Genomic DNA, 25,142 nt, shown 5'->3' on the forward strand with positions numbered 1-25,142 from the left:
ATGCCGCGCGGGCAAGCTGCCGCCGACCGGGCGGCCTGCCCGGGCCGGCCTCGCTTGCCGCGATGCGCCGCGCGGGGTAGGGAACTGGCATGATCCGGCGCGCCCTCCCGCTTCTCGCTCTGCTTGGCACGGCCCTCTCAGCCGGGGGGCTCGGGGCGCATCCGCATGTCTTCGTCGATACCGGCCTGACCCTTCATCTCGACGACGAGGCGCGGATCGAGGCCGTCGACGTGACCTGGGCCTACGACGAGTTCTATTCCCTGCTGGTGCTCCAGGACATGGGGCTCGACCCGGATGCGGACGGCGTTCTCACGCCCGATGAACTGCGCCAGGTCGAAGGATGGGACATGAAGTGGGTCGAGGGCTACGAGGGCGATCTCTACCTCGAGGGGCCGCAGGACGGAGCAGTCGCGCTCGGCCCGCCGGTCCCGCTCGAGACGCGCGTGGTCGAGGGGCGGCTGATCTCTGTCCATCGCCGCCCCGTCGAGCCGGCCGCCGATGCCGCGACCGCCGTCCTGCAGGCCTACGACCCCGAGTTCTACACCGCCTACGATCTGACCCTCGGCGTCCGGATCGCGGGCGACGCGGCGAACCCGCTCTGCACGGTCAATATCGACAAGCCGGACGAGAACGAGGCCTATCGCGAAGCGAGGGACGTGATGAAGGACTTTCCCGAAGATGCCGTCGGGGTCCCGCTGCTGGGCCATGTCTTCGCCGAGACGGTCACGCTGACATGCCAGCCCGCCGGGTGATCCTCGCCCTACCGCTGGTCCTCGTGCTCGGGGTCGCGGCGTGGCTCTGGCTGGGGGGCGGGCTGGACTCCGTCGCGCGATGGGCGGCCGAGGGGCAGCGCGACGCGCAGAACGCGCTCGCCCGGACGCTGCGCGCGCTGCGGCAGGGCGAGGCGGGGGCCGTCGCGGGGCTGCTCGGCCTGTGTTTCCTCTACGGCGTCTTCCATGCGGCGGGGCCGGGCCACGGCAAGATCCTGATCGGGGGCTACGGGGTGGGCCGTCAGGTGGCGGCGGCACGGCTGGCCGGGCTGGCGCTGGCCTCGAGCCTGGCGCAGTCGGCGACGGCGGTCCTGCTGGTGCTGGCCGGCATCGGCGCCCTGCAATGGACGCGCACGCAGGTCACCGGCCTTGCGGACGGCACGCTCAACCTGCTGTCCTACGTGGCCATCGCGCTGGTCGGGCTGTGGCTGGCCGCCCGCGGCCTGCGAAGCCTGTGGCGACTTCGGAGCCGACCGGGCCACGATCACGATCACGATCATGGTCATGGCCACCATCACTGCGATACCTGCCATGCCCATGGTCCGACCCCGGAAGAAGCCGCCCGCACGCGCAGCCTGCGCGATGCGCTCGTCCTGATCGGCGCGGTCGCGATCCGGCCCTGCACCGGCGCGCTCTTCCTGCTGATTGTCGCGTGGCGCATGCAGTTGCTGGCGGCGGGGATCGCCGGCGCATTCGCCATGGGTCTGGGGGTGGCGACGGTAACGGTGGCGGCGGCCCTCGCCTCGGTCTGGCTGCGCCGGTCCTCGCTGGACCGGATACGCGCCGCTCTGCCCGATGCTGCCATGGCCGCCCGCGCCGGCGCGCTGACCGAACTGGCGGCCGGCCTGCTGGTCTTCGCGCTCGCCCTCTCCATGGCCGCCCGGCTGGGCTGAGCCCGCAACGGCGCGCTTGCACCCGCAGTCGGGGCCTTGCCCGTGGCCCGGCCCGGGCGTAATGGGGATCATGACACCCAAGCCCGATATCCGCAGCCACATCCGGCCGCTGCTGGCGCTCGGCCTGCCGCTGATCGGCAGCCACGTGGCGCAGTTCGCGATCACGCTGACGGATACCCTCATGCTGGGCTGGTACGATGTCTCGGCCCTGGCGGCGCAGGTGCTCGCCGGCGGCTTCTTCTTCGTGATCTTCATCACCGGGTCGGGGTTTGCATGGGCCGTCACGCCGGTCGTGGCCGAGGCCGAGGGCCGGGGCGACACCACCCAGGCCCGCCGCGCCACCCGGATGGCGCTCTGGCTGGTTGCCATCTACACGGTGCTGATGCTGCCGCTCATGTATCTGAGCGAAGGGCTGTTCCTGGCGATCGGACAGGAGCCCGAGATCGCGGCGCTCGGCGGGACGTACCTCGCCATCGCGGGGCTGGGGCTGCTGCCCGCCAACGTCGTCATGGTGTTCAAGAGCTTTCTCTCGGCGTTGGAGCGCACGCGGGTCATCCTGTGGGTCACGCTGGCGGCGGTGGTGGCCAACGCCGGGTTCAACGGCGTGCTGATCTTCGGCCATCTCGGGTTTCCGGAACTGGGGATCCGAGGGGCCGCCATCGCCTCGGTCGCGACGCAGCTGGTCTCGATGCTGCTTCTGATCGCCTATATCCAGCGCCGGCTGCCGGAACACACCCTGTTCCAGCGCATGTGGCGGCCGGACTGGGACTCGTTCCGGCAGGTCTTCGGCCTTGGCGTCCCGATCGGCCTGACCACGCTGGCCGAGGTGGGGCTGTTCTCGGCCTCGTCTGTCATGCTCGGCTGGCTGGGCGAGATCCCGCTGGCGGCGCATGGCATCGCGCTGCAGATCGCCTCGCTGACCTTCATGATCCATCTCGGCCTGTCCAACGCCGCCACGATCCGCGTGGGCCGGACGATGGGCCGGCGCGACTGGACCGCGCTGCGCGACGGCGCGATCGCGTCGATCCTGCTCTCCATGGTGGCGGCGGTGCTGACCATCGTGCTGTTCCTGTCGATGCCCGCCACGCTGATCGGCCTCTTCCTCGATCCCGACGACCCGCAGCGCGAGGCGGTCATCGCCATCGGCGTCGCGCTGCTGATCGCCGCGGCGCTCTTCCAGCTGGTGGATGCGGCGCAGGTCATGGCCATCGGCATCCTGCGCGGCGTGCAGGAGACGCGCGTGCCCATGTACATCGCGACGGTCAGCTATTGGCTGATCGGCCTGCCGGTGGCCTACGGTTTCGGATTTCCGCTCGGCCTCGGTGGCGTCGGCGTCTGGCTGGGGCTGGCCGCGGGGCTGGCGGTGGCGGCGGTCCTGCTGAACCTGTGGTTCTGGCGCCAGGTGCTGCCGCGCCTGTCGGTCGATCCGCCCGAAGACCCCGAGGTCCCGCCGCTCAAGCCATTCCCCGCTCCCTGAGCGTGCGGTCGGCCTTTTTTCGGACGAGGATCGTGCGCAGGTCGTGCATCGCGAGCAGCAGCGCGTCCGTCACCTGGTCCAGTTCGTGATCCGTCGCCTTGGACTGCGCCCAATGTGCGGTCTGGTTCAGGGTGTCGACGGTGCGATGGATGTCGTCGATGTCGCGCGCCGACATGACCGCCAGCCGATCGGCCATCCATTCCTCGATCGCCGCGATATCCTCTGGCGAGAGGTCCCGGTCGCCGTGAGGCTTGATCTCGCCGTTCCGGATATTCGCCACGGCGATCTGATCCAGTTCGATCCGGCGGGCGCGGTCGGCGGCGAGGACCCGGAAGACGAAGGCGCCGTTGTCGCGGACGCGGAAGTAGTACGGGGGCAGTTCGGTCGCCATCACGGCTCCTCCCGCGCGGGGCCGGGCCTCGGCGGCAGCGAGCCCCCGGACTGATCGTCGGCCCGAGAGGCGGCCGGACCCGCCGGTGCCGCCCAGGCGGCCCGACCTCCCGCCCAGGGCATCAGTTCAGGCCCGCGCAGAAGTCCTGGATGCGCGTGCAGGCCTCTTTCAGCGCCTCGTCCGAGGTCGCGTAGGAGACCCGGAAGTTCGGCGAGAGCCCGAAGGCCGCGCCGAAGACAACGGCCACGCCCTTGTCCTCGAGCAGCGCCTTGGCGAAGGTCTCGTCATCCTCGATCTTCACCCCGTCCGGGGTGGTCTTGCCGATCAGCCCCGAGATGGACGGATAGACGTAGAAGGCGCCCTCGGGCACGGGGCAGGTGATCCCCTCCACGGCGTTCAGCATCTCGCAGACCATGTCGCGGCGCCGTTTGAACGTCTCGTTGTTGGCGGGGATGAAGTCCTGCGTGCCGTTCAGCGCCTCGACCGCCGCCCACTGGGAGATCGAACAAGGGTTCGAGGTCGACTGCGACTGGATTTTGCGCATCGCGCCGATCAGTTCCTTGGGGCCGGCCGCGTAGCCGATCCGCCAGCCGGTCATGGCATAGGCCTTGGAGACGCCGTTGACGGTGAGGGTGCGGTCGTACAGTTCCGGCTCGACCTGGGCGGGGGTGCAGAAGTCGAACCCGTCATAGGCCAGGTGCTCGTACATGTCGTCGGTCATGATCCAGACATGCGGATGCTTCTTCAGCACGTCGGTCAGGGCCTTGAGTTCGTCGCGGGAATAGCCCGCGCCGGTCGGGTTCGACGGCGAGTTGAAGATGAACCACTTGGTCTTGGGCGTGATCGCCGCCTCGAGCTGGTCGGGCGTGATCTTGAACCTGGTCTGAAGCTGGCCCTCGACGAACTTGGGTTCGCCCCCGGCGAGCAGCGCCATGTCGGGGTAGGACACCCAGTAGGGCGCGGGGATCAGCACCTCGTCGCCCGGGTTCAGCGTCGCCATCAGCGCGTTGTAGAGGACCTGCTTGCCGCCGGTGCCGACCGTCACCTGCTCGGGCGTGTAGTCCAGTCCGTTGTCGCGCTTGAACTTGGCGCAGATGGCCTTTTTCAGCTCGGGGATGCCGTCGACGGCGGTGTATTTCGTTTTCCCGTCATTGATGGCCGCAATTGCCGCAGCCTTGACGTTGTCCGGCGTGTCAAAGTCCGGCTCACCGGCGCCCAGGCCGATCACGTCCTTTCCCGCCGCCTTGAGCTCGGCGGCCATGTTGGTCACGGCGATGGTCGGCGACGGTTTGACGCGGGACAGGGTGTCGGACAGGAAAGGCATCGGGGGCCCCCGGAATTTGTGTTTCGGACGGCCCTGTCATAGAAGCAAAGCACCGGGCTCTCAAGCGGGTTCGGCGGAGGGAACCGATGATGGACGACGACACCAGCGGCTGGTACGGCGCCGACAGCGCGACATTCGGGGACCGCCTCGCCGCGGCCCGCGAGGCTGCCGAGATGACGCAGGGCGAACTGGCGAAACGGCTCGGCGTCAAGCTGTCAACGCTCCGCGGATGGGAGAACGACCTGTCCGAACCGCGCGCCAACCGGCTCCAGATGCTCAGCGGCCTGCTGTCGGTTTCCCTGTCGTGGCTGCTGACCGGCGAAGGCGACGGGGTGCAAGCCCCGGGCGAGGGCGCCGACCTTCCCGGCGACGTGATGGCGATCCTGGCCGAACTGCGCGAGCTGCGGACGGATCTCGATGCCAAGGTGGACCGGCTAGGCGTGCTGGAAAAGCGCCTGCGGACAAAGCTGAAAGAGGACGCCGGATGACGGACGAACCGCGCGACATCAGGTTGCGCCGCATGCGCATGCGCTCCATGCGGCGGGGCATGAAGGAGATGGACATCCTTCTGATGCGGTTCGCCGAGGCGCATCTGGCGGCGCTGAGCGATCCGGAACTGGATATCTACGACGAGATACTGGGCCGCAACGACCAGGATCTCTATCGCTGGATCACGGGCCAGGCGGAACCGCCTGCGCCGCTGGCGCAGGTGATCGCCCGTATCGCCGCCGCTGCCGAAAACGATCCGGTGGCCAAAAGACCCGCCTGACTTAACGGTTTTTTCGGCTTTTTCCGCCAATGTCCGGTCCGAGCAGCAAGTGACGGAACGGATATGATGATCTCTATGCACGAACCCGCGGCGCTACCCGCAGGCCAACAGGCGTTTCTGGCGTCCTATCTCGATGCGCTTTCCCTGGTGGAGCGTTTGCACCGGCTTCTCCTGGACGTGATCAAGGATGAATTCGAACGCACCGGCGTGTTGGAGGTCAACGCCGTGCAGGCCCTGCTTCTCTTCAACATCGGCGAGAACGAGGTCACGGCGGGCGAACTCAAGACCCGCGGCTACTACCAGGGCTCCAACGTCAGCTACAATCTCAAGAAGCTTGTCGAGATGGGCTACATGCATCACCAGAGATGCGAAATCGACCGCCGCTCCGTCCGGGTCCGGCTGACCGCCAAGGGGCGCGAGGTCCGGAACACCGTGGCCGGGCTGTTCCGCCGCCATGCCTCGGAACTGGGCGAGCGGGAGATCGTGGATATCGGTGGCATCGACCTCATCACCGCCTCGCTCCGGCGCGTGGAGCGGTACTGGTCGGACCAGATCCGGTACATCTATTGACCGGCCGTCGCCCGGCTGCCGCGACCGCTCTCTCCGGGTCGGTGTCCGTCCGGAGCGTCCTCGGGCCCGGTTCTGGGCCCGCAGCCAGCAATGCCGCCCTCGGGGTCGGGGGGGACGTGAGTGAATGGCCACGGGACTGGGCCGGGCGAACCCCTTTCGAACCGCCCGTGCGTCGCCGCGGCCCCCCGTTCTGCCTCTCCGGGAGGCGACGGCGGACGCCCGCAGCCCGCGCAACGCTCAGCTCAGTCGCCGCGCCGGGTCGGCGAAGCCCTCCCCTCCGCTTCGGAAACCGCGACCACCCGCAACTCCCGCAGCAGCTTGCGCACCATGGCGGCCTCGAAATCCGCGAATCCGCGGGCGGTTTCCAGAAAGGCATCCTCGCCCCGCAGGACGTAGGCCCGGAAATAGGCGACCAGCTCTCCGATTTCCGGCGACCGTCCCTCGCGCGCCGTCGGACCGGCCTCGCCGATGACCAGCGCGTTCACCGTGACCCCGCGCAGCTCGGCCCCGACGCTGCCGGGCAGGGGGCCCACATTGGACTTCCCGTCGCCGGAGACGTCGATCACCCGCCGCCAGCACCCTCGCTGAGCCTGGACCTCGGCGCCGCCCCGCACCAGCGCCGACCCGATGGCGGTGGAGTAATCCGCCGCGACCCGACCGGTCCCGCGCAGGGTGGCGGCCACCGTTGCCAGCCCGGCGCTGTCCGCGACCTCCCGCCAGGGCGACAGGACGCGCTGGAAACCGGGTCCCGACCATTCCATCACGGCCAGCCGCACCGGCGCATCCGGCATCGCCTCGAAGGCCGCGACCACGTCGGGATGCAGCAGCGCCGCCGCCAGCCCGTCGAGTTGCAGGCGATACTCCCGCTCATCGACCGAGCCGGACACGTCCAGGGCGAGCAGCAGCGCCTGCCGACAGGCCGACTGGGCGCCCGCAGGCAGCGCGAGCAGCGCCAGGACGACAAGTGCCCTCATCCCGGCGACCATGCCGCCCCCCCGCTGGAGCCGACGACCATCCCGTTGATCTCGCGGAACAGTTTTCGGATCATTGCGCTTTCGAAATCCTCGAACCCGTCGGCGGTTTCGAGAAAGGCGCCGGGGCCGCGCAGAACCTCGCGCCGGTAGAAATCGACCACCTCGGCCTGCTTGCCCTGCACCACCAGTCCGTTCACGGTCACGCCGTCGAAGGGAAAGTGCATATAGGCGCTGACGGGCATGAAGCCCTCGTTGTTGATCCCGTCCCCCGAGACATCGACAACCTGCCGGGCGCAGCGCGGTCCGGTCTCCAGAACGCCGGCCGCATGCCCGAGCGCATAGCCGAGTGCGGTCGGGAACTCCTTGTACGATCGTTTCCATCCCCCGATCCGGGCGACGATTTCGTCCATCGCCGCGGGGGTGTCCAGCACCGTCCAGTCCACCACGGTCGTCTGCTGATACCGCCCGCTCCATTCGAAGACATGCAGGACGACGTCGCCCGGCGCGCCGTCGAGTATCGCCGCGCGGATCGTCGGATGGTTCAGCGCCTGGGCCAGCCCGTCCCGCTGCAGGGCATAGTCGCTGCTGTCGACCGAAGCCGATACGTCGAGCGCGAGAACCAGGGCCAGGCGGCAGTCTGCCGCTGCGGCCCCGGCCATGAGGGCCAGGGCGGTCAGGCTCCCGGCGCAGCGGCTCACCAATGGCCCGTGTTCTCCATCGAGGCCCAGGGTTCAGCCGGATCCAGCGCGCTGCCCTCCTGCAGAAGCTCGACCGAGATGTTGTCCGGCGACCGGACGAAGGCCATGCGCCCGTCACGCGGCGGGCGGTTGATCGTCACGCCGTTGTCCATCAGGTGCTGGCACATCTCGTAGATATTGCCGACCGAATAGGCGAGATGCCCGAAATGGCGGCTGTCCGAGGGCAGCGCGTCGTCCCCGTCCCAGTTGTAGGTCAGTTCCACCGGGCACTCGTCCTGTTCCTCGGGGGCCATGAAGACCAGTGTGAAACGCCCCTGTTCGTGGTCGGTGCGGCGTATTTCCTTCAGGCCGAGAAGTTCGAAGAACGCCATGGTGCGTTCAAGGTCCTTCACCCGGACCATCGTATGCAGATAACGGACTTTCATGCTGGCTCCTGTGTGTCGGTCGCTGAGGCGAGGATAGACCCTCGCCCGCCGCTGTCGAGGGGCGGCGGCCCGGCGGAGGCAGGAATGCCGTCCCGGCCCCGGGCGAATCGGATCGCCATGAACGGGCCGAAGGGCGCCGGCTCGTGCTGAATGGCCGGGGCTGGCGAGCCTGCCGTCGCGCACGTGGCCCCGGTGCGGATCAGCCGGAGGCGAATGGGGCGCGCGCAACGGCGGTGGTTGTGGCCCACCAGATGGCCGGCCGGATCGGGATGTTCAGCAAAGAGCCCCCCGACAGCCCGCGGCATGGGTCCCCGCACGGCCTCAAAGCCGTCGATCGGCGCCTCCTGCGACGCAGATCGATTGTCCCGGCTCTCTGCGCTGGATGCGCCTCTCTGCATTCTGTAACGTCGGCGGTATCTTCTTCTGACTTCAAGGCGAGGCCCGCGCATGCGCCATCCCGAGTATCAATACCTCGATCTGCTCTCCCAAGTGCTGGAAAACGGCGACGAGCGCACCGACCGGACCGGGGTGGGCACGCGCTCGATCTTCGGGGCCATGGTGCGCTTTGACCTCTCCGAAGACACCGTGCCGATCCTCACGACCAAGCGCGTCTATTGGAAGACAGCCGTCAAGGAGATGCTGTGGTTCCTGACCGGGGGCACCAACATCCAGCCGCTCCTGCGTGAGAATGTCCGCATCTGGACGGACTGGCCGCTGGCGACCTACCGCCGCGAGACCGGCGAGGATATCGGGCAGGACGTTTTCGAACAGCGCATCCTCGAGGATGACGCCTTCGCTGCACGTTGGGGCGAGCTCGGGCCCGTCTACGGCAAACAGTGGCGCCGTTGGCTGGGCTCGGACGGGAAGGAGCATGACCAGATCGCCGACCTGGTCCGGACCCTCCGGGAGAACCCGGCGAGCCGCCGGATGCTTTTCCACGGGTGGAACGTGGCCGAGCTGGGGGGGATGGCGCTGCCGCCCTGTCACATGGTCTACCAGTACCACGTCACCACTGACGGGCGCCTGAACTGTCTTCTGTTTCAACGATCGGCAGACCTGCTGCTGGGGGCGCCTTTCAATTACGTCGGGGCAACCTCCTTGCAGTTGATGCTGGCCCAGCAGGCCGGACTGCGGCCGGGTGAACTGGTCTGGGTCGGCGGAGACGTTCATCTCTATCTCAACCACCTCGACCAGGCACGCGAACAGATGTCGCGCGAGCCGCGGCCTCTTCCTCGGATGAGACTTCTGCGCCAGGCCGAGAGCATCGACGGGTATCGGATCGAGGATTTCGAGGTCGAGGGATATGCCCCCCATGCCGCGATCCGGGCGGAGGTCGCGGTGTAGCGCGCGACCTGACGGTCAGGCGGCCCTTACGGGGAAGGATCGCCGCGCATGCTGCGCCGTGAAAACTGTCCGCAGGCGGCAAGCCGCCGGCATCTCCGATGAAACGCGAAAGCGCCGCTCACGAGTCGAGCTTGGTCAGCGCCCCCTCCTTGTGTGCCGCGATATGGTCGGTCTTGTCGCTCTCGATCTCGTATTGCGGCTCCTCCTTCGAGGCGCGGCGGCGATGACCCTTGTAGTCGAAATCCGCCTCGTGGACCTTCACGATCCGGCCGCTGACACGGCCCGCCTCGGAATTCCAGCTGACGTGATCGTTCGTCGAAAACTTTGCCATCCGTCGACCTCCTTCACCGTCTCAACGCGCGGGCATCCTGCCCCGTTCCGGATCGGAGTCGGCGCTCGGTGATCGACATCAGCAGGATCATCGTGCCCCTGGCTTGCCGCCGTCGCCATTTCACCGGACGACTTGCTCGTCCCGGGGGGCGCAAAAGTGGTACACCTCTGCAAACTTTCGGGGCGGAGGGAATCACCAGATGTGCAGACAAGCCGGAACAAGGCCCAGGCCGGGCATCACGGCGCCGGTGACGGCATGATCACGCTCGTCGTCGCCCGCGATCGCAACGGTGCCATCGGCAAGGACGGGGGCATCCCCTGGCACCTGCCGGGCGATCTGAAGATGTTTCAGCGCGAAACCACCGGCGGTGCGCTGATCATGGGCCGCCACACCTGGGAAAGCCTGCCGGCCAAGCCGCTGAACCGGCGGCTGAACATCGTGGTCACCAGCCGGCCCGACACCGCGAAACTGATCTGCGAAACGGTCGGAGAGGCCGTCCGCCTGGCCGAGGCCGAGGGCTATTTCCGCATCTACGGCATCGGCGGCGCGGGCATCTACCGCGACATGCTGCCGCTTGCCGACCGTCTGCTGGTGACCGAGGTGGAGACCGCGGTCGAGAATGCGGACACCTTCTTTCCCGAGTTCGACGAGGAAGAGTGGCAGGAGACGACCCGGGCGACGGCGGCGGGCGATCCGGGCTACGCCGTCCGCGAACTGATCCGCAAGCGCGGGGGGTAGGGCGGCTGTGGATGATCCGGGGACGTTGGGCGGAATGGTGGGCTGAAAGCCCACCCTGCGGGCGGAACAGGCGGGCGGATGCGCCTGCCTTAGCGCGAAACACGTCCCTGCCCAGTCTTGCAGACCGTTTTTCCGCCCCTACCGTTCCCGCGTTTCAGGGAGGAGACCAAGATGAGAAACCTGTTGATTGCAGCCGGTCTGACCGTCTGCATTTCGGTGCCCGCGGCCGCCGGGACGCTCGGGACCATTTTTACCAGCTACTACGCTTTCGGCGACAGCCTGACGGATGACGGCAAGTTCGGGCTGCTGCCCCCGCCGAGCGCCGGCGGGCGGTTTACCAACGGGCCGACCTATGCAGAAATGATCGCCGAGGACTTCGCGACCAGCGACAACTACGCCTTGGGTGGTGCGACGGCTGGTCCCGAGAACGACAATGCGCCTTACGGCACGGCCACAACCGACCCGACCTTCGACCTCAACCAGTTCGCCACGCTGAGCGACCAGGTCGATGTCTTCGAGAGCGACCTCGACCTCTCGGCGGCCGGGTCACGGCCGCTGGTCTCGGTTCTCATGGGGTCGAACGACATTTTTCAGCAGACCTATCTCGACGCGGGACGGACGGTGCTGAACCCGGCTTACGACGTGGAAGACACGGTCGATCACGTGATCGCCGCGGTCGAGCGGATCGCGGGACTAGGTCCCTTCGGCGATTTCATCATTCCGTTGACGCCGGGCGCCGGCGACGGGACCTTCGGCGCGACGCGCGTCGAGTACAACGAATATCTGTTCGAACAGGTGGCCGGTCTGCGCGCAAGCGGCCTGAATATCTACGTGCCGAACCTCGATGCCGCCTCGGCCCGCATCGCTGCCGATCCGACCGCCTACGGCATCACCGAAACCGGCCCCTGCGCCAGCACCGGCATCGGCAGCTTCGACCCCACGAACTGCACGTTCGCGGGCTTCGACGGCTCCGGTGATCCGATCTTCGATCTCGACCTCGCCAATGCGTATTCCCTGGCCGATCCGGTCCATCCGACCACGCCGGTCCATCGGGAATGGGCAAACGAGGTCGAGGCGACGGTGCTGCGTGCGGTAGCCCCGGTGCCGCTGCCGGCCTCGGGTCTTCTGCTCGTGGCCGGTCTCGGCGCGTTGGCAGTGCGGAAACGCGCCGCCGCCTGACCCCCTTGGCACGTCCGGGGCGCCGCGCCGCGCAGGGTGGGCTCTCGGCCCACCCTCACACCGTGCCCGATATCGGGGGGGGCGCGCCGGACCCCACCCGTTCGCCCCGACAGATCCGTCTCGCCACGCGTTGCGTATTCCCTCTGAACGACGCGGAAGGCCAACATGCAGATCCTCACACTCTATATCTCCACCGCCGTGATTTTTCTCGGCCTCGATGCCATCATGCTCAAGACCGTCATCCGGCCGGTCTTCGAAACCCGCATCAGTCACCTGCTGCTCGACGATCTCCGCCTTGCCCCGGCGGCGATCTTCTATCTCTTCTACGTCGGCGGTCTGGTGTGGTTCGTGTCGCACCCGGCCCTGCGCGACGGCAATCCCTGGCAGGCCCTGTCGAACGGGATGCTGATCGGGGCCATGGCCTATGGCACGTACGAGTTCACCAATTTCGCCACCCTGCGCGACTGGTCGCCACGGATGGTCGCGGTCGATCTTGCCTGGGGCACGGTCCTGACCGGGGGCTCGGCGCTGCTGGGCGTGCTGATCACCCAGGCGCTGTTCCGCAACGCGGGCTGATCATTTGCCTTTTGCGTTTCGGTGTCAGGCTGTTAAGCTGAGCACATCGCGCCGGAAGGCGACCTGAGGTGGGGGTGGCAAGATGAAGAACCTGATCCTGAGCGCGGGCCTCGGCCTGCTCGCCATGATGGCGCCCGCGGCGGCGATGGATGCCAAGCTTTTCCCCTATCCGGCCTCGGCCAACTACTGTCCGGAAGGTCTCCAGCCCGTCCGCCTCGGCGGGGTGATCTGTTGCGGCGTGCCGAACCAGGCCGCTACCTATTCCCAGTATCAGCGGCACCCTGTATCCCGGGCATATCACCGGCCGCACGTCGACTACGGCTCGAAATCGCCCGGCGGGCACTATGGCTCGAAGTCGCCGCGGAACTGACCGCGACGGCATCGGAGCTAGCTTGGGGCGTGCCGCGCGGCGCGCCTTTTTCGTTCGCCGGGCGGGGCGCACAATCCGCTCGCTGCGATGTCATGAAACTGTTACACTTGGGCAAGGTAACAGAAGGCCGCATCATCTTGATCCGTTCCGCGCTGACGCTTTTCCTTATCGCCGTCCCGGTGTCCGCCCTCGCCACGCCCAGCCCGATCGCCGAGGTGATCTGCGAGAGCAAGGCCAGGATGAAGGACAAGCTGATCCATCAGCTCGGCAGCGAACGGCAGAGCATGGGATTGCGCGGGCCCGAACAGGTCGTCGAGGTCTGGACCGACGACGGCGGCGACTGGACGATGGTCATCACCTATGCCAGCGGCCAGAGCTGCATCGTGGCCATGGGCGAAGCCTGGACCGAGACGGGCAAGCGGGATCCGGCCTGAGACCGGCCGGATCGCTTTCGCATTTTCAGAGGAGCTTGAGGTCCGACGCCATCTTTCGGCCGTCCCGGCCATCCTGAAGTTCGTAGCCGACCTTCTGGTTGTCCGCCAGCCCGGTCAGCCCGGACCGCTCGACCGCGGAAATATGGACGAACACGTCCTTGCCGCCTTCTTCGGGCTCAATGAAACCATAGCCCTTGGTTGTATTGAACCACTTTACGGTGCCCACAGGCATGCCGCCTCTCCTTCTGTCTTCGCCCCGCGGAATTGCGGGTCTTCCCTGGCACCGTGGATCGCACCGGAACAGCTGGGCGCGGCCGGATTGGCGGTGCCATGACACAGGAGAGTACCGACCGGATGTAAAAAGCAAGCGAAACCGGGGTGAATCTTATCGAATTGTTACCTATGTCAGCGCAAACGCCTAAGGGAAGGAACGGTATGAAGCTGTACGGGCTGAAAAATTGCGACACCTGCCGCGCGGCGCGCAAGGCACTTCCCGCTGCGGAATTTGTCGATGTCCGGGATTCGGGCGTCGAGCCCGCGGTGATGGAATCCGCTCTCGCGAGATTCGGCGATGCGCTGGTGAACCGCCGGTCCACGACCTGGCGCACCCTGGATGAACAGGCGCGGGCCCTGCCGCCCGCGCAGCTTCTGGCCGAGCATCCGACGTTGATGAAACGCCCTCTTATCGTGGACGGCGACCGCATGACCTTGGGCTGGGCAGCCGATGCCCGGGCCGAGCTGGGGGTCTGACCGATGCGCAACGCGGCGTTGATCCTCGGGCTGATCGGCGGCCTGATGGGGCTTGTCGTCGGCCTTGCGAGCTATGGCTACACCGAGGCGGTCGACCGCTTCGGCGAGGTCGAGGGCCTTTTCGAACAGGTGGCCAACGTCGATGCCCTCCGCGCGACGGCCGTTCTGGCGCCCATCCTGGCGCTGGCCGGCGCGGGCATGGCCAAGGTCCGGGCCCTCTGGGGCGGTGCGCTGCTTCTGCTGTCGGTGGCCGGGATGTACGTGGGCTTTGGCCTCGGGGTCTTCACCCTCTTCCCGATGGCGTTCTGCGGTGTCGCCGGGCTCATGGCTCTGGCTGCGGGGAAACCCGACGAGCCGAAGGCGCACTTCTGAAGATCAGCCGGTCGGCGGACAGCAGGCCCCCCCCGAGCACGACAAGGGTGCCGAGAAGGTTTATCCACAAAGCCCGCTGATCGAGGATCAGCGCATCCGGCGTCCTGTCGAACCACGCGCCAAGCGTCCCCTCATGCGCGATCCCGCCATGGCCAAAGAGGTCGGTCAGGCTTTGCACCACCACGAAACCGATCATGCCGAGCGCGGCGAGCCGGGTCAGCAGGCCCAGCACGATCAGCAGGGGCAGGAGGAACTCGGCCCAGGTGCCTGCCACGACCACGATCCGGTGATAGAGGTCCAGGTTTGCGGAATCGAAGCCCGCCGCCTCCATCGCGCCGGGAAATATCTGTGCGTAGGCCCCGACCGAAGGCGAGAAAATCCCGGAGATGCCACCGCCGATCTTGGTGGCGGCCGATGCCCAGTAGTACGGCACCAGAACGGCGGCAAAGACGAAACGCGCCAGCAGCGGAAGACCGGGCGTCAGTCGGGCAAGGGGGGCAGAGGGATCGGTCATGGCCGGGGCTCCGGTTCGGTCAGGCTTCGGGTCTGGATCAGCAGGGTCAGGATCGCCGTGGCATCATGCGCGCCCGCCACGGCCAGGGCGGCCTCGGCGGCCTCGCCCAGCGGCGCGCCAGCGCCCAGGGCATCGACGAAGGCCGCATCGCCGGGGCCCAGCAGGTGCGGCTCGGGGTCGTAAGCGGGCCGGGCGATCAGCACGTCCTCGGGGACGGGCTGCGCCTGTGGCGCCCCGGCCTCGGTCGCGCGGCGCCAGATCGACAGAACAGGCCAATCGGATCGCAGGACGCGCACCGACGGAGCGAGGCCGAACCGCCGCTCCGGCAGGCTTTCGGGCGGAATGGCGGCGAGGGTTTCGGCCCCGAGCGGCGTGGCGTCCGCCGCATGATAGCTGTCCCGCAGCGCGAATTCGAACCGGGCGAGGTCTCCGATCCACCGCATGCGCGACAGCTGCGGAGCCGCGTCCATGAAGGCCCCAAGTTCGGCCCCGTAGCGGGCCATCAGGGGCGAGGCGGGCGGATGCTGTCGGAGATACGCGCCCGCCATGGCGCGGAAGGTCTCGTCGCCCAGCAGTGCGCGGCAGGCCGGAAAGTCCTCGGCCAGGGCCTCGGTCAGGCTGACGGCGACATTGTTGCGGTAGACGGCGAACCGGCGCCCAGCAGGACGCCCCGAGCCGTCACGCAGCGAGGAGGGGACAGCCGCCGCGGGGTTCATCACGGCGGCACGGAAGAGGCCTTGATCAGTGCCGCTCATGCTGCCGCTCTTTCCGCCGCGCGCGCGAGGGCGTGGCGCGCCCGCCCCGCCTCGGCGGCGAGCACGGGCCAGTCGGGAACATCGGTATCCCATTCGATCAGCAAGGGCGCCGGGCCGCCATGTCCCAGGACCTCGTCGAGCAGCGCCCAGACCGGATCCGCGACCGCGCGTCCGTGGCTGTCGATCAGCAGCGGCGCGCCGTGATCGTCGTGATCCTCGTCATGCCCGCCCAGATGCAGCTCTCCCACGCGGTCCATGGGGAACTCTTCCACATACCGCCGGGCGTCGAGCCCCAGGTTCGTGGCCGAGACGAAGACGTTGTTCACGTCGAGCAGCAGGCCGCAGCCCGTCCGGTCGGCCACTGCACGCAGGAAATCGGTCTCGCGCATCGTGCTATCGGCGAAGGCGAGGTAGGAGGAGGGGTTCTCCAGCAGCATTCGGCGGCCCAGCACCTCCTGCACCTCGTCGATATGATCTGCGACCCGCGCCACCGTTCGCTCCGTGTAGGGCAGGGGAAGCAGGTCGTTCAGAAAGGCGCCGTCATGGGTCGACCAGGCGAGATGCTCGGAAAAGCTGGCCGGGTTCAGCCAGTCGCAGAGGTGTTTCAGCCGCGCCAGGTGATCCGGGTCGGGACGGGTTTCGCCGCCGATCGACAGGCCGACCCCGTGCACGGAAATCGGAAAGCGCTCGGCCAGGTGACGAAGCTGCGCGATGGGGCGCCCGCCGTCGCCCATGTAATTCTCGGCGTGGATTTCCAGCCATTGCACCGCGCCCGGATCGGCGAGGAGCGCGGAATAATGCTGCGGCTTGTAGCCGACGCCCGGCGCGGCGGGCAATTCGGATGCTGTGGTCATGGGAACCTCCCCGGAAACAGGTTGCGTCGGGGCGGGCGCGAACCCGCCCCGCGCGCTTGGTCAGCTGTCCATCGGCAGGTCGCGCTCAAGCGCCTCGAGGCTGCCCATCTTGCCGTCCGGCAGCATGACCTCGGTGCCGTCGGCCAGGACGGGGCTGTCGGTTTCGCAGGTGCCGTCCTGCACCAGCGTCCAGGCGTTGCCCTGGTAGTCGACCTTGGACGTGCCCGCGCAGGTCGTGCCCGGCCCCGCGGCGCAGTCGTTCTCGCCGGCCATCGAGACGCCGAAGCACTTGACGTTGTCGGCGGCGGCGGCCGGGGTGGCGGCGGCGGTTGCGGAAACGGCGGCGACGAATGCGCTGGCGATGACGGCTTTGTTGGTTTTCATGGTTTCCTCCGTTTGGATATGCCGGAATGGCGTTCGTTGGTTGCGGCGCCGTGTCCGGCGTCCGTGCTCCTCCCTTCGCGGGGCGGGGCGGGCCTGTTACACGGCTCACGAACGAGTGATGAGATTGCCGTTTTTCACGCGGTGGCTGTAACGTTTGCCCGTCGGGCCCGAATGGAGAGACAGATGCCGGATCGCGATGACCGCTGGAGCGATCTGCTGCGCAGGGCACTGCGCGGGGACGGCGCGGCCTATGCGGCCTTCCTCTCCGAAGCCGCGCCCGTCATCCGCACCATCGTCCGCGCCCGCACGGCGCGCGCCGAGGAGGCCGAGGACATCGTGCAGGAGGTGCTCCTTGCGGTTCACGCCAAGCGTCATACATGGCGCGAGGACGAGCCGGTGAGACCCTGGCTCTATGCCATCGCCCGCTACAAGTCGGCTGATGCCGGTCGCAGGCGCGGCCGGCGCGGCGGGCAGGTGCCCCTCGACGACCTGGTCGAGGTGCTGCCGGACGAGGCGGGCGAAACGACGGCGGCCCGCGATCTCGCGGTGCTGCTTGACCGGATCGACGACCGAGCGGCGCGGATCGTGCGCGCGGTCGGGCTGGAGGGGCGCAGCGCGGCGGAAGTCGGCCGCGCCCTGGGGATGAAAGAAGGAGCCGTCCGCGTGGCCTATCACCGCGCGATGGTGCAACTGAAGGACCTGGCCGGTGACGGCGGGACGTGAACGGATGAAGACCGAGGCATGAAGACGGACGATCTCATCACCATGCTGGCGCGGGACGCGGCGCCGCCCCCGGCCGCGCCGATCGCGCAGCGGGCCGGCCTGGGGCTGGGGGCCGGGCTGGCGGCGGCTGCCGTTCTGTATCTGCTGGCGCTCGGCCCGCGCCCGGCGCTCGGCCAGGTCATGCTGGACCCGCTCGTCTTCGCCAAGATGTCGCTGCCGCTCGTGCTGGCCGCATTCGCCCTGGTGCTGGGGCTGCGCGCGGTGCGTCCCGCCGGCGTGCCCGGCCGGACCGGCCGTCTGATCTGGATCGTCCCGGCCGCCGCCGCGGCCCTCTTCGCCGGGGTCTTCGTCACCACGCCGGCCGATCAGCGGCTGGCGGATTTTCTCGGCCATTCGATCCAGGTCTGCCTGCCCTCGATCACGGCCCTCTCCATGCCGATCCTCGTGGGGCTCATGCTGGCCCTGCGCCGCGGCGCCCCGGTCCGCCCCCGCGCCGCGGGGGCGCTGGCGGGCCTGGCGGCGGGCGGGCTGGCGGCGGCGCTCTACTCGACCTTCTGCACCGAGGATTCGCCGCTCTTCTATGCGGTCTGGTATTCGCTGGGCATCGGCATCGCAGCCGGAATCGGCGCGCTGGCCGGCGGGCGCTGGCTGAGGTGGTGACCGTCCCGCGCCCTGGCCGGGCTATGCGCCCAGGGCCGCGCCGCCCGTAGGGTGCGCGCTCGCCCGCACCGCCGCCGTCACCGTTGGTCCGGCGGCGTGGCTTCGGTGCGGAGACGGTCGACGATCTCGTCCAGCGTCGCGCCCGAGGTCTGCTTCTCGCCCAGCTTGCGGACCGAGACCGTGCGCTCCTCGACCTCCTTCATGCCGCAGGCGAGGATATAGGGCACCTTGCCGACGGAATGCTCCCGGACCTTGTAGTTGATCTTTTCGTTGCGCAGATCGGTCTCGGCGCGGATGCCCGCGGCCTGGAGTTTCGCCACGACCTCGCGGCAGTAGTCGTCCGCGTCCGATACGATGGCGGCGACGACCACCTGGCGCGGCGCCAGCCACAGCGGCAGCTTGCCGGCGTGGTTTTCGATCAGGATGCCGATGAACCGCTCGAACGAGCCGAGCACCGCGCGGTGCAGCATGAAGGGCCGGTGCCGTTCGCCGTCGGCGGCGATATATCCCGCATCCAGCCGTTCGGGCAGGTTGGGATCGACCTGGAAGGTGCCGCATTGCCAGACCCGCCCGATCGCGTCGGTCAGGTAGAAATCCAGCTTGGGCCCGTAGAAGGCGCCGTCGCCCGGTTCGAGCACATAGTCGTGCCCGGTGGCCTTGATCGCGTTCTCGAGCGCGCCTTCGACGTAGTCCCAGCTTTCCTCGGTGCCCACGCGTTTCTCGGGGCGGGTGGCGAACCGGATCTCGAATTCCGGAAATCCGAGCTCGCGGTAGATGTCGGCGAGGAAGTCGATGAACCGCGCGCATTCCTCCTGGATCTGCTCTTCGGTGCAGAAGATATGCGCATCGTCCTGGGTGAAGCCGCGCACCCGCATGATGCCGTGGAGCGCGCCCGAGGGCTCGAACCGCGCGCAGGAGCCGAACTCGGCCAGCCGCAGGGGGAGGTCCCGATAGGACTTCAGGCCCTGGTTGAACACCTGCACGTGACAGGGGCAGTTCATCGGCTTGAGCGCGTTGATCCGGGTGTGTTCACGGCTTTTCGCCGCCGCGTCGTCATGTTCGCCGTCGCGGCTTTCGTCCACCTCGACGATGAACATGTGGTGCTGGTATTTTTCCCAGTGCCCCGAAGCTTCCCAGAGCTTGCGGTCCACCACCTGCGGGGTGTTGATCTCGTTGTAGCCGCCGGCGCGCTGTTTGCGGCGCACGTAATCCTGCAGCGTGGTGTAGATCGTCCATCCATTCGGGTGCCAGAAAACCTGGCCCGGCGCCTCTTCCTGCATGTGGAAAAGACCCATCTCGCGGCCCAGCTTGCGGTGGTCGCGCTTGGCGGCCTCCTCGAGCATGTTCAGATGCGCCTTGAGATCGTTGCGGTTCTTGAAGGCGATCCCGTAGATCCGCTGAAGCATCGGGCGCGAACTGTCGCCCAGCCAGTAGGCCCCGGCGATGTGGGTCAGCTTGAAGGCGTCCGCCGGCACCTGGCCGGTGTGCTGCAGGTGCGGGCCGCGGCAGAGATCCTGCCAGTCGCCATGCCAGTACATCCGGATGGGTTCGCCTTCGGGAATCCGGTTCACCAGTTCCACCTTGTAGGGCTCGCCGGTCTTCTCGTAATGCGCGATGGCCTGGTCGCGCGACCAGACCTCGGTGCGGACGGCGTCGCGGGCGTTGATGATCTCCTTCATCCGCGCCTCGATGCGGCCCAGGTCCTCGGGCGTGAACGGCTCTTCCCGGTCGAAGTCGTAGAACCAGCCGTAGTCGCGGACCGGCCCGATGGTGACCTTCACCTCGGGCCAGATCTCCTGCACCGCGCGCGCCATGATATGGGCGAGGTCGTGCCGGATCAGTTCCAGCGCCTGCTCGTCGTCCTGCATGGTGTGGATGGCGACCGAGGCGTCCTTCTCGATCGGCCATTGCAGGTCGAAATGCGCGCCGTTCACCGTCGCGCTGATCGCCTTCTTGCCGAGAGAGGTGGAGATATCGGACGCCACCTGGGCCGGAGTGATCCCCTGCGGGACCTCGCGCGTATTGCCATCGGGAAAGGTAAGGGTGATCTGGGACATCATTGTCCTCCTCGTCGGTTTGGCGCCCACGGAACGCCCGGTTGCGGGTATGTACGTCCGCCCTAAGTGAATCGGCGCTCGGCACAAGTCAAGCGCCCCGACAGCGGGAAACGGAAAGAAACATGACGACCGCAGGCCAACAGGACCGGAAAATCGAGGCAGGCGAGGTGTTCGGACGCATCGCCGGCGCGCAGGGAGAGGCCGCGCCCGAAGGCGCCGAGGCCCGCAACGGGCTGAGATTCGTCGCCTCTCTGTCGATGACCAAGGTGGCTGACGGCCTGATCGACCCCAAGCTGGTTCTGAGCTGGCTGGTGACCGCCCTCGGCGCGCCGGGCTTTCTCGCCTCGGCGCTGGTGCCGATCCGCGAGGCCGGGGCGCTTTTGCCGCAGGTTCTCTATGCCGGCCTACTGAGGCGCATGAGTCACCGCAGGTGGATGTGGGCCGCCGGCTCGGTCGGGCAGGGGGTCGCGGCGCTGGGGATCGCTGCCTCGGCCCTCTGGCTCGAGGGGATGGCGGCGGGGCTGGCGATCTGTGCCCTGTTGGCGGGCCTCGCGCTGTCGCGCGCCGCCTGTTCCGTCAGCACCAAGGACGTGCTGGGACGGACCGTGGCGAAAACCCGGCGGGGCGCGGTCACCGGGCTGGCGGGATCGGTCGCATCGGCCGGCGTGGTGGTCTTCGCGCTTCTGCTCATGTCGGGCATGCTCGAGGCCCGGACCCCGGTGATCATCGCCATCGCCCTCGCCGGTCTGCTCTGGATCGCCGCCGCCGGCCTGTTCACGACGCTGGAAGAGCCCGCGGCCGACCGGGACGAGGCGGCCGGGCTGCCCCCCGTCCGCCAGTTCCTGACCGAGGATGCGACGCTGCGGCGTTTCATCCTGGTGCGCGGGCTGCTTGTCTCGACCGCGCTCGCACCGCCCTGGCTCGTCGTCGTGGCACAGGCGGGCGGCGATGCGATCCTGCAGCAACTGGGCGCCCTGGTCCTGGCCTCGGCCGCGGCCTCCTTCGTCAGTTCCTTCGTCTGGGGACGGCTGTCGGACTGGTCCTCGCGCCGGGTGCTGGCGCTGTCGGGGGCGATCGCCGCCGCGGCCCTTGCAGTCATGGTTGCGCTGTCCCTCTTGGGGCTGGCGGGCCGCGCCTGGGCCGCGCCGGCCGTGCTCTTCGGTCTCATGCTGGCCTATCACGGCGTGCGGCAGGGCCGCTCGACCTATCTGGTGGACATGTCCCCCGAGGACCGGCGCGCGGGCTACGCCGCCGTCGCGAACCTCTCGATCGGGCTGATCCTGCTGGCGGTCGGCCTCTTCGGCAGCGGGCTGGGCGCGGTGTCGGCGGACTGGGCGATCGCCGGCTTCGCGCTGATGGCCGCCGCCGGGGGCGCGCTGGCCCTGACACTGAAAGAGGTCGAGCACGCCTGAGATTGCACCGTCCCTCGCGCCGTGGCACATCCCCGATACGTCCAACGACGCCGGAGCAACAGGAGCCCGACATGACCGCACCTGAATTCCTGACCACCCCGCAGGGCCGCCGCATCGCCTATCGCCGCACCGAAGGCGCCGGGCCGGGGGTCGTCTTCCTCGGCGGGTTCAAGTCGGACATGCAGGGCACCAAGGCCGTCGCACTCGAGGACTGGGCGAAACGCGAGGGCCGGGCCTTCCTGCGGTTCGACTATTCCGGCCACGGCGAAAGCGGGGGCGAGTTCACGGCCGGCTGCATCGGGGACTGGGCCGAGGACGCCCAGGCGGTGATCGAAGCCCTGACCGAGGGCCGGCAGATCCTCGTCGGCTCGTCCATGGGGGGCTGGATTTCGCTGCTGATGGCGCGGCGCCTGCCCGAGCGCGTGGCGGGGCTGGTAACCATCGCCGCCGCGCCCGATTTCACCGAGGACAGCATGTGGGCCGGGTTCGACCAGGCGCAGCGCACCGCGCTGGACATGGTGGAACAGGTCGCTCTGCCGTCTGAATACGGCGAACCCTACATCATCACGAAACGCCTGATCGAGGATGGTCGCAATCACCTGATGCTGCGCGACAGGATCGACCTGCCGTTTCCCACCCGTTTCCTGATGGGCACGGCCGATGCGGACGTGGACCTTTCCGTCGCCTACCGCCTGCTGGAACGGGCCGAGGGTCCGGATATCCGCCTGCTGCTGGTGAAGGGCAAGGATCACCGCTTTTCCGATCCAGAATGCCTGGCGCTGATCGAGGACGCCGTCGCGCAGGTTTCCGCCGGAATGCCCGGGGCCTGACCGCGGCCGGCCTTGACCTGCCCGCCAGATCTGCGACGATTCGGAAAAACGAGGCAGAGCAGGCCCAATGACCGATCCGATCGTATTCCTCCCGGGATACCTGTGCGACCAGCGCCTGTTCTGCGCGCAGACCTTCGATCTGTCCCGCGACCACATGGTGATCCAGGCGCCGCTGATCGGCGAGCGCTGCGAGGAGATGGCCTCGGCGCTGATCCCGCATCTGCCGCGCCGCTTCGCGCTCGTCGGAGCAAGCCTCGGCGGGATCGTGGCGCTGGAAATCCTGCGCAAGGCGCCCGACCGCGTGGCGCGCGTCTGCCTGGTTTCGACCGATGCGCTGCCCGATGCGCCCAATGTCGCCGCCGACCGCGAGCCGCTTCTCGTGCAGGCGCGGATCGGGCGGATGGACGAGGCCGTCCGGGCGGCGCTGCCCGCCGGGGCGCTGGCGCCGGGGCCGGGCCGCATGGCCACGCAGGAGCTGTTCGCCGAGATGGCCGGGCCCTTCGGCGCGGGCGCCTTCGAGGTCCAGACCCGCGCCATGCAGCGGCGGCGCGACCACCAGTCCTCGCTCTATAGGGCGCAATGCCCGATACGGATCATCGCGGGCGCCCACGATACCCTTGTCACGCCGAAGCGCCAGGAATTCATGGCCGGCCTGGCCCCGACCGCCCGGTTCGACTGTCTCGACACCGCGGGTCATCTGCCGTCGCTCGAGGATCCGCATGCCGTCACGGCCATCCTGCGCGACTGGCTGCATCCGGCCGCGGCCGCCGCCTGAGGGCTCAGCGTCTGGCCGCGCGCGGGTGGCTGGCCTCGTAGACCTCCATCAGCCGCGCCGTATCGACGCCGGTGTAGACCTGCGTCGTCGACAGCGAGGCATGGCCGAGCAGGTCCTGGATCGACCTGAGATCCCCGCCCGCGCTCAGCAGATGGGTGGCGAAGGAATGGCGCATCGCGTGCGGCGTGGCCGTCGCCGGTAGGCCCAGCCCCATCCGCGCCCGTTCCATCGACTTCTGCACCGTGCGCGCCGAGAGCGCCCCGCCCCGGATGGCCCGGAAGAGCGGCGCGCCCGAGGTCACCGGATGCGGCATGATCTCGAGGTAGGCCTCGACCGCCTGCCGGGCCGGGGCGATCAGCGGCACGATCCGCTCCTTCCCGCCCTTGCCCCGGATCCGCAGGCTGTCCCCGAGCGGAAGATCGTCCACCGTCAGGGATAGCGCCTCGGAGATCCGCAGCCCGCAGCCATAAAGCAGCGTCACCACCGCCGCGTCGCGCGCCGCGACCCAGGGCCGCGTATCGGACGAGCCGACGGTCTCGATCATCGCCCGCGCCGCGTCCTCGGCCAGGGGGCGGGGCAGGCTGCGCTGGTACCTGGGCGCGCGCGCCGAGAGCACCGGCGTCACCTCCAGCCCCTCGCGTTCGGCCAGCCAGCGGTAGAAGGTCTTGACGGCCGACAGCTTGCGCGCCAGCGACCGCGCCCCGAGGCCCGCGCCGCGTTCCCGCGCCATCCAGGCCCGCATGTCCGAGGTGGTCACCCGCCCGAGCGCGGCGATCCCCTGGGGGCCGCCCAGATGCTCGGTCATGAACGACAGGTAGTCGACCAGGTCGCGCCGGTAGGCACCAATCGTCGCCTCCGAGGCGCCGCGCAGCGACTTCATCCCCGACAGCCAGTCCGCCAGCGCGTCGCGTGCCGCATCCGAGATCGCGACGCTCATCAGTCGAGCCAGCGGCGCATCGTCCGTTCGAAGACGCCCGCGAAAAAGCCCAGCAGGTCGGTGCCGTGCTGCGGCGTGAACTGATGCGGATCCTCGGCGCCCATCACGAGCATCCCCGGCAGGCGGCCCGGACCGAAATTCAGCCGCAGGCAGGCTTCGGACCGCACGAAGTCGGCCTGAGGCCCGTAGATCCCGGGCTCCCCCGACTGGACCTGGCGCAGCGTGACCTGCCGGGGCGGCGCGCCCCGGCCGCCGTCGCAGAACTCGTTGCAGAACCCCGGCGGCACCACGCGCAACACCCCGCCGAGACGGTCGACGGCAGGGTCGTCCGCGGTCTGCACGGTTTCCAGCACCAGCCGCATGTGATCCACGCCCAGGGTGTCGGCCACCTCGCCGTCGAGGTCGCGCAGGAAGGCCTCGAAATCCAGCGGGTCGAGCATGCGCAGCACGGCGCGATGCACCTGGTTCGTTCCGGCGAGGTTCTCGTAGGCGGCCGCGATCACCGACCGGTGCGTGTCCTCCAGCCGGTCGAGCCGCGTCTCCAGCCTCTCCATGGCGATGCCGCGCAGGTCCACCACGTTGCTGCCGATCTCGCGGTCGTTCGCCGCGATCAGGGCATGCATCAGGTCGCGGTCGTCGAGAATGGCGGCGGGTTCGGCGATGATCTTGGCGCGAAGGGACTCGTCGATCTTGGGATTGCTCATCTCTGCCTCGTCTTTTTTTTTGGCGACCTTAACAGACGTGGCCGCGATGTGAGGGGGGATTTTTCCCCGGCAGGAGAGAAACCGCCGGTGTGAGTCCTGAAGGGAACAGGGGCCGGGATCGTGCCGCCCCGGCCGGTCGCCCCGCGCCGCGT

At 68.4% G+C, this 25,142-nt stretch carries 33 protein-coding genes; 19 read left to right on the top strand and 14 right to left on the bottom strand.

The annotated features are described in order from the left end of the window. Positions 1 to 89 precede the first annotated feature (89 nt). From OB2597_RS19250 to OB2597_RS19260, 3 genes are all read left to right on the top strand, one after another. A complete protein-coding gene (locus OB2597_RS19250) occupies positions 90 to 752 on the top strand; it encodes a DUF1007 family protein (protein ID WP_009807293.1) in 663 nt (220 codons plus the stop codon). Next, positions 734 to 1,663, top strand: coding sequence for a nickel/cobalt transporter (locus OB2597_RS19255; protein ID WP_009807294.1), 930 nt, complete (start codon positions 734 to 736; stop codon positions 1,661 to 1,663). Before OB2597_RS19250 ends, OB2597_RS19255 begins: the two co-directional genes overlap by 19 nt. Positions 1,664 to 1,733: 70 nt before the next feature. Beyond that, entirely contained in the window at positions 1,734 to 3,140 is a 1,407-nt protein-coding gene (locus OB2597_RS19260; RefSeq protein WP_040609982.1) for an MATE family efflux transporter, read from the top strand. Here OB2597_RS19260 and OB2597_RS19265 read toward each other — a convergent pair. Further along, a complete protein-coding gene (locus tag OB2597_RS19265; RefSeq protein WP_009807296.1) occupies positions 3,118 to 3,531 on the bottom strand; it encodes a hypothetical protein in 414 nt (137 codons plus the stop codon). The two genes, OB2597_RS19260 and OB2597_RS19265, sit on opposite strands and share 23 nt — an antisense overlap. A 121-nt stretch (positions 3,532 to 3,652) precedes the next feature. Then, positions 3,653 to 4,855 (bottom strand): pyridoxal phosphate-dependent aminotransferase, encoded by a 1,203-nt coding sequence (locus OB2597_RS19270; protein WP_009807297.1) that lies wholly within the window; start codon positions 4,853 to 4,855, stop codon positions 3,653 to 3,655. A gap of 86 nt (positions 4,856 to 4,941) precedes the next feature. On the opposite strand from OB2597_RS19270, the gene OB2597_RS19275 reads away from it, so the two are divergent. The 3 genes from OB2597_RS19275 to OB2597_RS19285 all read left to right on the top strand — a co-directional run bounded on the left by OB2597_RS19275 (position 4,942) and on the right by OB2597_RS19285 (position 6,194). After that, complete coding sequence (locus tag OB2597_RS19275) at positions 4,942 to 5,343, top strand: helix-turn-helix domain-containing protein (RefSeq protein ID WP_009807298.1); 402 nt, start codon at positions 4,942 to 4,944, stop codon at positions 5,341 to 5,343. Then, complete coding sequence (locus OB2597_RS19280) at positions 5,340 to 5,624, top strand: FAD assembly factor SdhE (protein WP_009807299.1); 285 nt, start codon at positions 5,340 to 5,342, stop codon at positions 5,622 to 5,624. The genes OB2597_RS19275 and OB2597_RS19280 overlap by 4 nt, the downstream gene beginning before the upstream one ends. A gap of 75 nt (positions 5,625 to 5,699) precedes the next feature. Then, on the top strand, positions 5,700 to 6,194 hold the full coding sequence (locus OB2597_RS19285; protein ID WP_040609984.1) for a MarR family winged helix-turn-helix transcriptional regulator: 495 nt from the start codon (positions 5,700 to 5,702) through the stop codon (positions 6,192 to 6,194). Between the two features lie 242 nt (positions 6,195 to 6,436). On the opposite strand, the gene OB2597_RS19290 is transcribed toward OB2597_RS19285, so the two are convergent. Genes OB2597_RS19290 through OB2597_RS19300 form a run of 3 tightly spaced genes read right to left on the bottom strand, consistent with a single transcriptional unit; the run spans position 6,437 to position 8,291 of the window. Continuing rightward, a complete protein-coding gene (locus tag OB2597_RS19290; RefSeq protein ID WP_009807301.1) occupies positions 6,437 to 7,180 on the bottom strand; it encodes a DUF1194 domain-containing protein in 744 nt (247 codons plus the stop codon). Beyond that, on the bottom strand, positions 7,165 to 7,869 hold the full coding sequence (locus tag OB2597_RS19295; RefSeq protein WP_009807302.1) for a DUF1194 domain-containing protein: 705 nt from the start codon (positions 7,867 to 7,869) through the stop codon (positions 7,165 to 7,167). Before OB2597_RS19295 ends, OB2597_RS19290 begins: the two co-directional genes overlap by 16 nt. After that, complete coding sequence (locus OB2597_RS19300) at positions 7,863 to 8,291, bottom strand: VOC family protein (RefSeq protein WP_009807303.1); 429 nt, start codon at positions 8,289 to 8,291, stop codon at positions 7,863 to 7,865. The genes OB2597_RS19295 and OB2597_RS19300 overlap by 7 nt, the downstream gene beginning before the upstream one ends. A gap of 447 nt (positions 8,292 to 8,738) precedes the next feature. On the opposite strand from OB2597_RS19300, the gene OB2597_RS19310 reads away from it, so the two are divergent. Next, the gene (locus tag OB2597_RS19310) at positions 8,739 to 9,635 is read left to right on the top strand and encodes a thymidylate synthase (RefSeq protein ID WP_009807305.1); all 897 of its coding nucleotides are present in this window, start codon (positions 8,739 to 8,741) and stop codon (positions 9,633 to 9,635) included. A gap of 118 nt (positions 9,636 to 9,753) precedes the next feature. Here the strand turns inward: OB2597_RS19310 and OB2597_RS19315 are convergent, their stop codons facing one another. After that, positions 9,754 to 9,966: a hypervirulence associated TUDOR domain-containing protein gene (locus OB2597_RS19315; protein ID WP_009807306.1), complete on the bottom strand. Its 213-nt coding sequence runs from the start codon at positions 9,964 to 9,966 to the stop codon at positions 9,754 to 9,756. Between the two features lie 255 nt (positions 9,967 to 10,221). Between OB2597_RS19315 and OB2597_RS19320 the strand changes: the two genes are divergently transcribed. From OB2597_RS19320 to OB2597_RS19340, 5 genes are all read left to right on the top strand, one after another. Continuing rightward, positions 10,222 to 10,704 carry a dihydrofolate reductase gene (locus tag OB2597_RS19320; RefSeq protein WP_040609985.1) on the top strand — a complete coding sequence of 161 codons (483 nt, stop codon included), beginning with the start codon at positions 10,222 to 10,224 and terminating at the stop codon, positions 10,702 to 10,704. A 171-nt stretch (positions 10,705 to 10,875) separates the two neighbouring features. Beyond that, complete coding sequence (locus OB2597_RS19325; protein ID WP_009807308.1) at positions 10,876 to 11,883, top strand: SGNH/GDSL hydrolase family protein; 1,008 nt, start codon at positions 10,876 to 10,878, stop codon at positions 11,881 to 11,883. 165 nt (positions 11,884 to 12,048) lie between these two features. Next, a complete protein-coding gene (locus OB2597_RS19330; RefSeq protein WP_009807309.1) occupies positions 12,049 to 12,459 on the top strand; it encodes a DUF2177 family protein in 411 nt (136 codons plus the stop codon). Positions 12,460 to 12,541: 82 nt separating this feature from the next. Next, positions 12,542 to 12,829, top strand: coding sequence for a hypothetical protein (locus OB2597_RS19335; protein WP_009807310.1), 288 nt, complete (start codon positions 12,542 to 12,544; stop codon positions 12,827 to 12,829). Positions 12,830 to 12,966: 137 nt separating this feature from the next. Next, positions 12,967 to 13,263, top strand: a complete 297-nt coding sequence (locus tag OB2597_RS19340) for a hypothetical protein (RefSeq protein WP_238529740.1) — start codon at positions 12,967 to 12,969, stop codon at positions 13,261 to 13,263. Positions 13,264 to 13,288: 25 nt separating this feature from the next. On the opposite strand, the gene OB2597_RS19345 is transcribed toward OB2597_RS19340, so the two are convergent. Next, on the bottom strand, positions 13,289 to 13,495 hold the full coding sequence (locus OB2597_RS19345) for a cold-shock protein (RefSeq protein ID WP_009807312.1): 207 nt from the start codon (positions 13,493 to 13,495) through the stop codon (positions 13,289 to 13,291). A gap of 203 nt (positions 13,496 to 13,698) precedes the next feature. On the opposite strand from OB2597_RS19345, the gene OB2597_RS19350 reads away from it, so the two are divergent. Then, positions 13,699 to 14,013: an arsenate reductase family protein gene (locus tag OB2597_RS19350; protein WP_009807313.1), complete on the top strand. Its 315-nt coding sequence runs from the start codon at positions 13,699 to 13,701 to the stop codon at positions 14,011 to 14,013. Positions 14,014 to 14,016: 3 nt separating this feature from the next. Continuing rightward, entirely contained in the window at positions 14,017 to 14,385 is a 369-nt protein-coding gene (locus tag OB2597_RS19355) for a hypothetical protein (protein WP_009807314.1), read from the top strand. On the opposite strand, the gene OB2597_RS19360 is transcribed toward OB2597_RS19355, so the two are convergent. Genes OB2597_RS19360 through OB2597_RS19375 form a run of 4 tightly spaced genes read right to left on the bottom strand, consistent with a single transcriptional unit; the run spans position 14,336 to position 16,892 of the window. Further along, complete coding sequence (locus tag OB2597_RS19360) at positions 14,336 to 14,899, bottom strand: DoxX family membrane protein (protein ID WP_009807315.1); 564 nt, start codon at positions 14,897 to 14,899, stop codon at positions 14,336 to 14,338. The two genes, OB2597_RS19355 and OB2597_RS19360, sit on opposite strands and share 50 nt — an antisense overlap. Next, complete coding sequence (locus OB2597_RS19365; protein ID WP_009807316.1) at positions 14,896 to 15,654, bottom strand: HvfC/BufC N-terminal domain-containing protein; 759 nt, start codon at positions 15,652 to 15,654, stop codon at positions 14,896 to 14,898. Before OB2597_RS19365 ends, OB2597_RS19360 begins: the two co-directional genes overlap by 4 nt. Further along, complete coding sequence (gene bufB / locus OB2597_RS19370; protein WP_009807317.1) at positions 15,651 to 16,508, bottom strand: MNIO family bufferin maturase; 858 nt, start codon at positions 16,506 to 16,508, stop codon at positions 15,651 to 15,653. The genes OB2597_RS19365 and bufB overlap by 4 nt, the downstream gene beginning before the upstream one ends. Positions 16,509 to 16,568: 60 nt before the next feature. Further along, positions 16,569 to 16,892 carry a BufA1 family periplasmic bufferin-type metallophore gene (locus tag OB2597_RS19375; RefSeq protein ID WP_009807318.1) on the bottom strand — a complete coding sequence of 108 codons (324 nt, stop codon included), beginning with the start codon at positions 16,890 to 16,892 and terminating at the stop codon, positions 16,569 to 16,571. Positions 16,893 to 17,075: 183 nt separating this feature from the next. On the opposite strand from OB2597_RS19375, the gene OB2597_RS19380 reads away from it, so the two are divergent. Further along, positions 17,076 to 17,615, top strand: a complete 540-nt coding sequence (locus OB2597_RS19380) for a sigma-70 family RNA polymerase sigma factor (RefSeq protein WP_009807319.1) — start codon at positions 17,076 to 17,078, stop codon at positions 17,613 to 17,615. An 18-nt stretch (positions 17,616 to 17,633) separates the two neighbouring features. Then, positions 17,634 to 18,275, top strand: coding sequence for an NrsF family protein (locus OB2597_RS19385; RefSeq protein ID WP_009807320.1), 642 nt, complete (start codon positions 17,634 to 17,636; stop codon positions 18,273 to 18,275). Between the two features lie 77 nt (positions 18,276 to 18,352). Here the strand turns inward: OB2597_RS19385 and thrS are convergent, their stop codons facing one another. Continuing rightward, positions 18,353 to 20,332 (bottom strand): threonine--tRNA ligase, encoded by a 1,980-nt coding sequence (thrS, locus tag OB2597_RS19390; protein ID WP_009807321.1) that lies wholly within the window; start codon positions 20,330 to 20,332, stop codon positions 18,353 to 18,355. 122 nt (positions 20,333 to 20,454) lie between these two features. Between thrS and OB2597_RS19395 the strand changes: the two genes are divergently transcribed. The 3 genes from OB2597_RS19395 to OB2597_RS19405 all read left to right on the top strand — a co-directional run bounded on the left by OB2597_RS19395 (position 20,455) and on the right by OB2597_RS19405 (position 23,349). Further along, positions 20,455 to 21,744: an MFS transporter permease gene (locus OB2597_RS19395; RefSeq protein ID WP_009807322.1), complete on the top strand. Its 1,290-nt coding sequence runs from the start codon at positions 20,455 to 20,457 to the stop codon at positions 21,742 to 21,744. 71 nt (positions 21,745 to 21,815) lie between these two features. Continuing rightward, positions 21,816 to 22,574 (top strand): alpha/beta hydrolase, encoded by a 759-nt coding sequence (locus OB2597_RS19400; protein WP_009807323.1) that lies wholly within the window; start codon positions 21,816 to 21,818, stop codon positions 22,572 to 22,574. 67 nt (positions 22,575 to 22,641) lie between these two features. Then, positions 22,642 to 23,349, top strand: a complete 708-nt coding sequence (locus OB2597_RS19405; protein ID WP_009807324.1) for an alpha/beta fold hydrolase — start codon at positions 22,642 to 22,644, stop codon at positions 23,347 to 23,349. A gap of 4 nt (positions 23,350 to 23,353) precedes the next feature. Here OB2597_RS19405 and OB2597_RS19410 read toward each other — a convergent pair whose 3' ends face one another. Then, the gene (locus OB2597_RS19410; protein WP_009807325.1) at positions 23,354 to 24,286 is read right to left on the bottom strand and encodes a tyrosine recombinase XerC; all 933 of its coding nucleotides are present in this window, start codon (positions 24,284 to 24,286) and stop codon (positions 23,354 to 23,356) included. Continuing rightward, positions 24,286 to 24,990, bottom strand: a complete 705-nt coding sequence (locus OB2597_RS19415; protein ID WP_009807326.1) for a DUF484 family protein — start codon at positions 24,988 to 24,990, stop codon at positions 24,286 to 24,288. Before OB2597_RS19415 ends, OB2597_RS19410 begins: the two co-directional genes overlap by 1 nt. Positions 24,991 to 25,142: the final 152 nt, after the last annotated feature.

Source organism: Pseudooceanicola batsensis HTCC2597, from assembly GCF_000152725.1.
Taxonomy (GTDB): Bacteria; Pseudomonadota; Alphaproteobacteria; order Rhodobacterales; family Rhodobacteraceae; genus Pseudooceanicola; species Pseudooceanicola batsensis.

Bases quoted from the DNA above. Each gene is read 5' to 3' on its own strand.
- OB2597_RS19250 (WP_009807293.1), top strand. From the start codon at position 90: ATGATCCGGCGCGCCCTCCCGCTTCTCGCTCTGCTTGGCACGGCCCTC.
- OB2597_RS19255 (WP_009807294.1), top strand. From the start codon at position 734: ATGCCAGCCCGCCGGGTGATCCTCGCCCTACCGCTGGTCCTCGTGCTC.
- OB2597_RS19260 (WP_040609982.1), top strand. From the start codon at position 1,734: ATGACACCCAAGCCCGATATCCGCAGCCACATCCGGCCGCTGCTGGCG.
- OB2597_RS19265 (WP_009807296.1), bottom strand. From the start codon at position 3,531: ATGGCGACCGAACTGCCCCCGTACTACTTCCGCGTCCGCGACAACGGC.
- OB2597_RS19270 (WP_009807297.1), bottom strand. From the start codon at position 4,855: ATGCCTTTCCTGTCCGACACCCTGTCCCGCGTCAAACCGTCGCCGACC.
- OB2597_RS19275 (WP_009807298.1), top strand. From the start codon at position 4,942: ATGATGGACGACGACACCAGCGGCTGGTACGGCGCCGACAGCGCGACA.
- OB2597_RS19280 (WP_009807299.1), top strand. From the start codon at position 5,340: ATGACGGACGAACCGCGCGACATCAGGTTGCGCCGCATGCGCATGCGC.
- OB2597_RS19285 (WP_040609984.1), top strand. From the start codon at position 5,700: ATGCACGAACCCGCGGCGCTACCCGCAGGCCAACAGGCGTTTCTGGCG.
- OB2597_RS19290 (WP_009807301.1), bottom strand. From the start codon at position 7,180: ATGGTCGCCGGGATGAGGGCACTTGTCGTCCTGGCGCTGCTCGCGCTG.
- OB2597_RS19300 (WP_009807303.1), bottom strand. From the start codon at position 8,291: ATGAAAGTCCGTTATCTGCATACGATGGTCCGGGTGAAGGACCTTGAA.
- OB2597_RS19310 (WP_009807305.1), top strand. From the start codon at position 8,739: ATGCGCCATCCCGAGTATCAATACCTCGATCTGCTCTCCCAAGTGCTG.
- OB2597_RS19315 (WP_009807306.1), bottom strand. From the start codon at position 9,966: ATGGCAAAGTTTTCGACGAACGATCACGTCAGCTGGAATTCCGAGGCG.
- OB2597_RS19320 (WP_040609985.1), top strand. From the start codon at position 10,222: ATGATCACGCTCGTCGTCGCCCGCGATCGCAACGGTGCCATCGGCAAG.
- OB2597_RS19325 (WP_009807308.1), top strand. From the start codon at position 10,876: ATGAGAAACCTGTTGATTGCAGCCGGTCTGACCGTCTGCATTTCGGTG.
- OB2597_RS19330 (WP_009807309.1), top strand. From the start codon at position 12,049: ATGCAGATCCTCACACTCTATATCTCCACCGCCGTGATTTTTCTCGGC.
- OB2597_RS19335 (WP_009807310.1), top strand. From the start codon at position 12,542: ATGAAGAACCTGATCCTGAGCGCGGGCCTCGGCCTGCTCGCCATGATG.
- OB2597_RS19345 (WP_009807312.1), bottom strand. From the start codon at position 13,495: ATGCCTGTGGGCACCGTAAAGTGGTTCAATACAACCAAGGGCTATGGT.
- OB2597_RS19350 (WP_009807313.1), top strand. From the start codon at position 13,699: ATGAAGCTGTACGGGCTGAAAAATTGCGACACCTGCCGCGCGGCGCGC.
- OB2597_RS19355 (WP_009807314.1), top strand. From the start codon at position 14,017: ATGCGCAACGCGGCGTTGATCCTCGGGCTGATCGGCGGCCTGATGGGG.
- OB2597_RS19360 (WP_009807315.1), bottom strand. From the start codon at position 14,899: ATGACCGATCCCTCTGCCCCCCTTGCCCGACTGACGCCCGGTCTTCCG.
- OB2597_RS19365 (WP_009807316.1), bottom strand. From the start codon at position 15,654: ATGAGCGGCACTGATCAAGGCCTCTTCCGTGCCGCCGTGATGAACCCC.
- bufB (WP_009807317.1), bottom strand. From the start codon at position 16,508: ATGACCACAGCATCCGAATTGCCCGCCGCGCCGGGCGTCGGCTACAAG.
- OB2597_RS19375 (WP_009807318.1), bottom strand. From the start codon at position 16,892: ATGAAAACCAACAAAGCCGTCATCGCCAGCGCATTCGTCGCCGCCGTT.
- OB2597_RS19380 (WP_009807319.1), top strand. From the start codon at position 17,076: ATGCCGGATCGCGATGACCGCTGGAGCGATCTGCTGCGCAGGGCACTG.
- OB2597_RS19385 (WP_009807320.1), top strand. From the start codon at position 17,634: ATGAAGACGGACGATCTCATCACCATGCTGGCGCGGGACGCGGCGCCG.
- thrS (WP_009807321.1), bottom strand. From the start codon at position 20,332: ATGTCCCAGATCACCCTTACCTTTCCCGATGGCAATACGCGCGAGGTC.
- OB2597_RS19395 (WP_009807322.1), top strand. From the start codon at position 20,455: ATGACGACCGCAGGCCAACAGGACCGGAAAATCGAGGCAGGCGAGGTG.
- OB2597_RS19400 (WP_009807323.1), top strand. From the start codon at position 21,816: ATGACCGCACCTGAATTCCTGACCACCCCGCAGGGCCGCCGCATCGCC.
- OB2597_RS19405 (WP_009807324.1), top strand. From the start codon at position 22,642: ATGACCGATCCGATCGTATTCCTCCCGGGATACCTGTGCGACCAGCGC.
- OB2597_RS19410 (WP_009807325.1), bottom strand. From the start codon at position 24,286: ATGAGCGTCGCGATCTCGGATGCGGCACGCGACGCGCTGGCGGACTGG.
- OB2597_RS19415 (WP_009807326.1), bottom strand. From the start codon at position 24,990: ATGAGCAATCCCAAGATCGACGAGTCCCTTCGCGCCAAGATCATCGCC.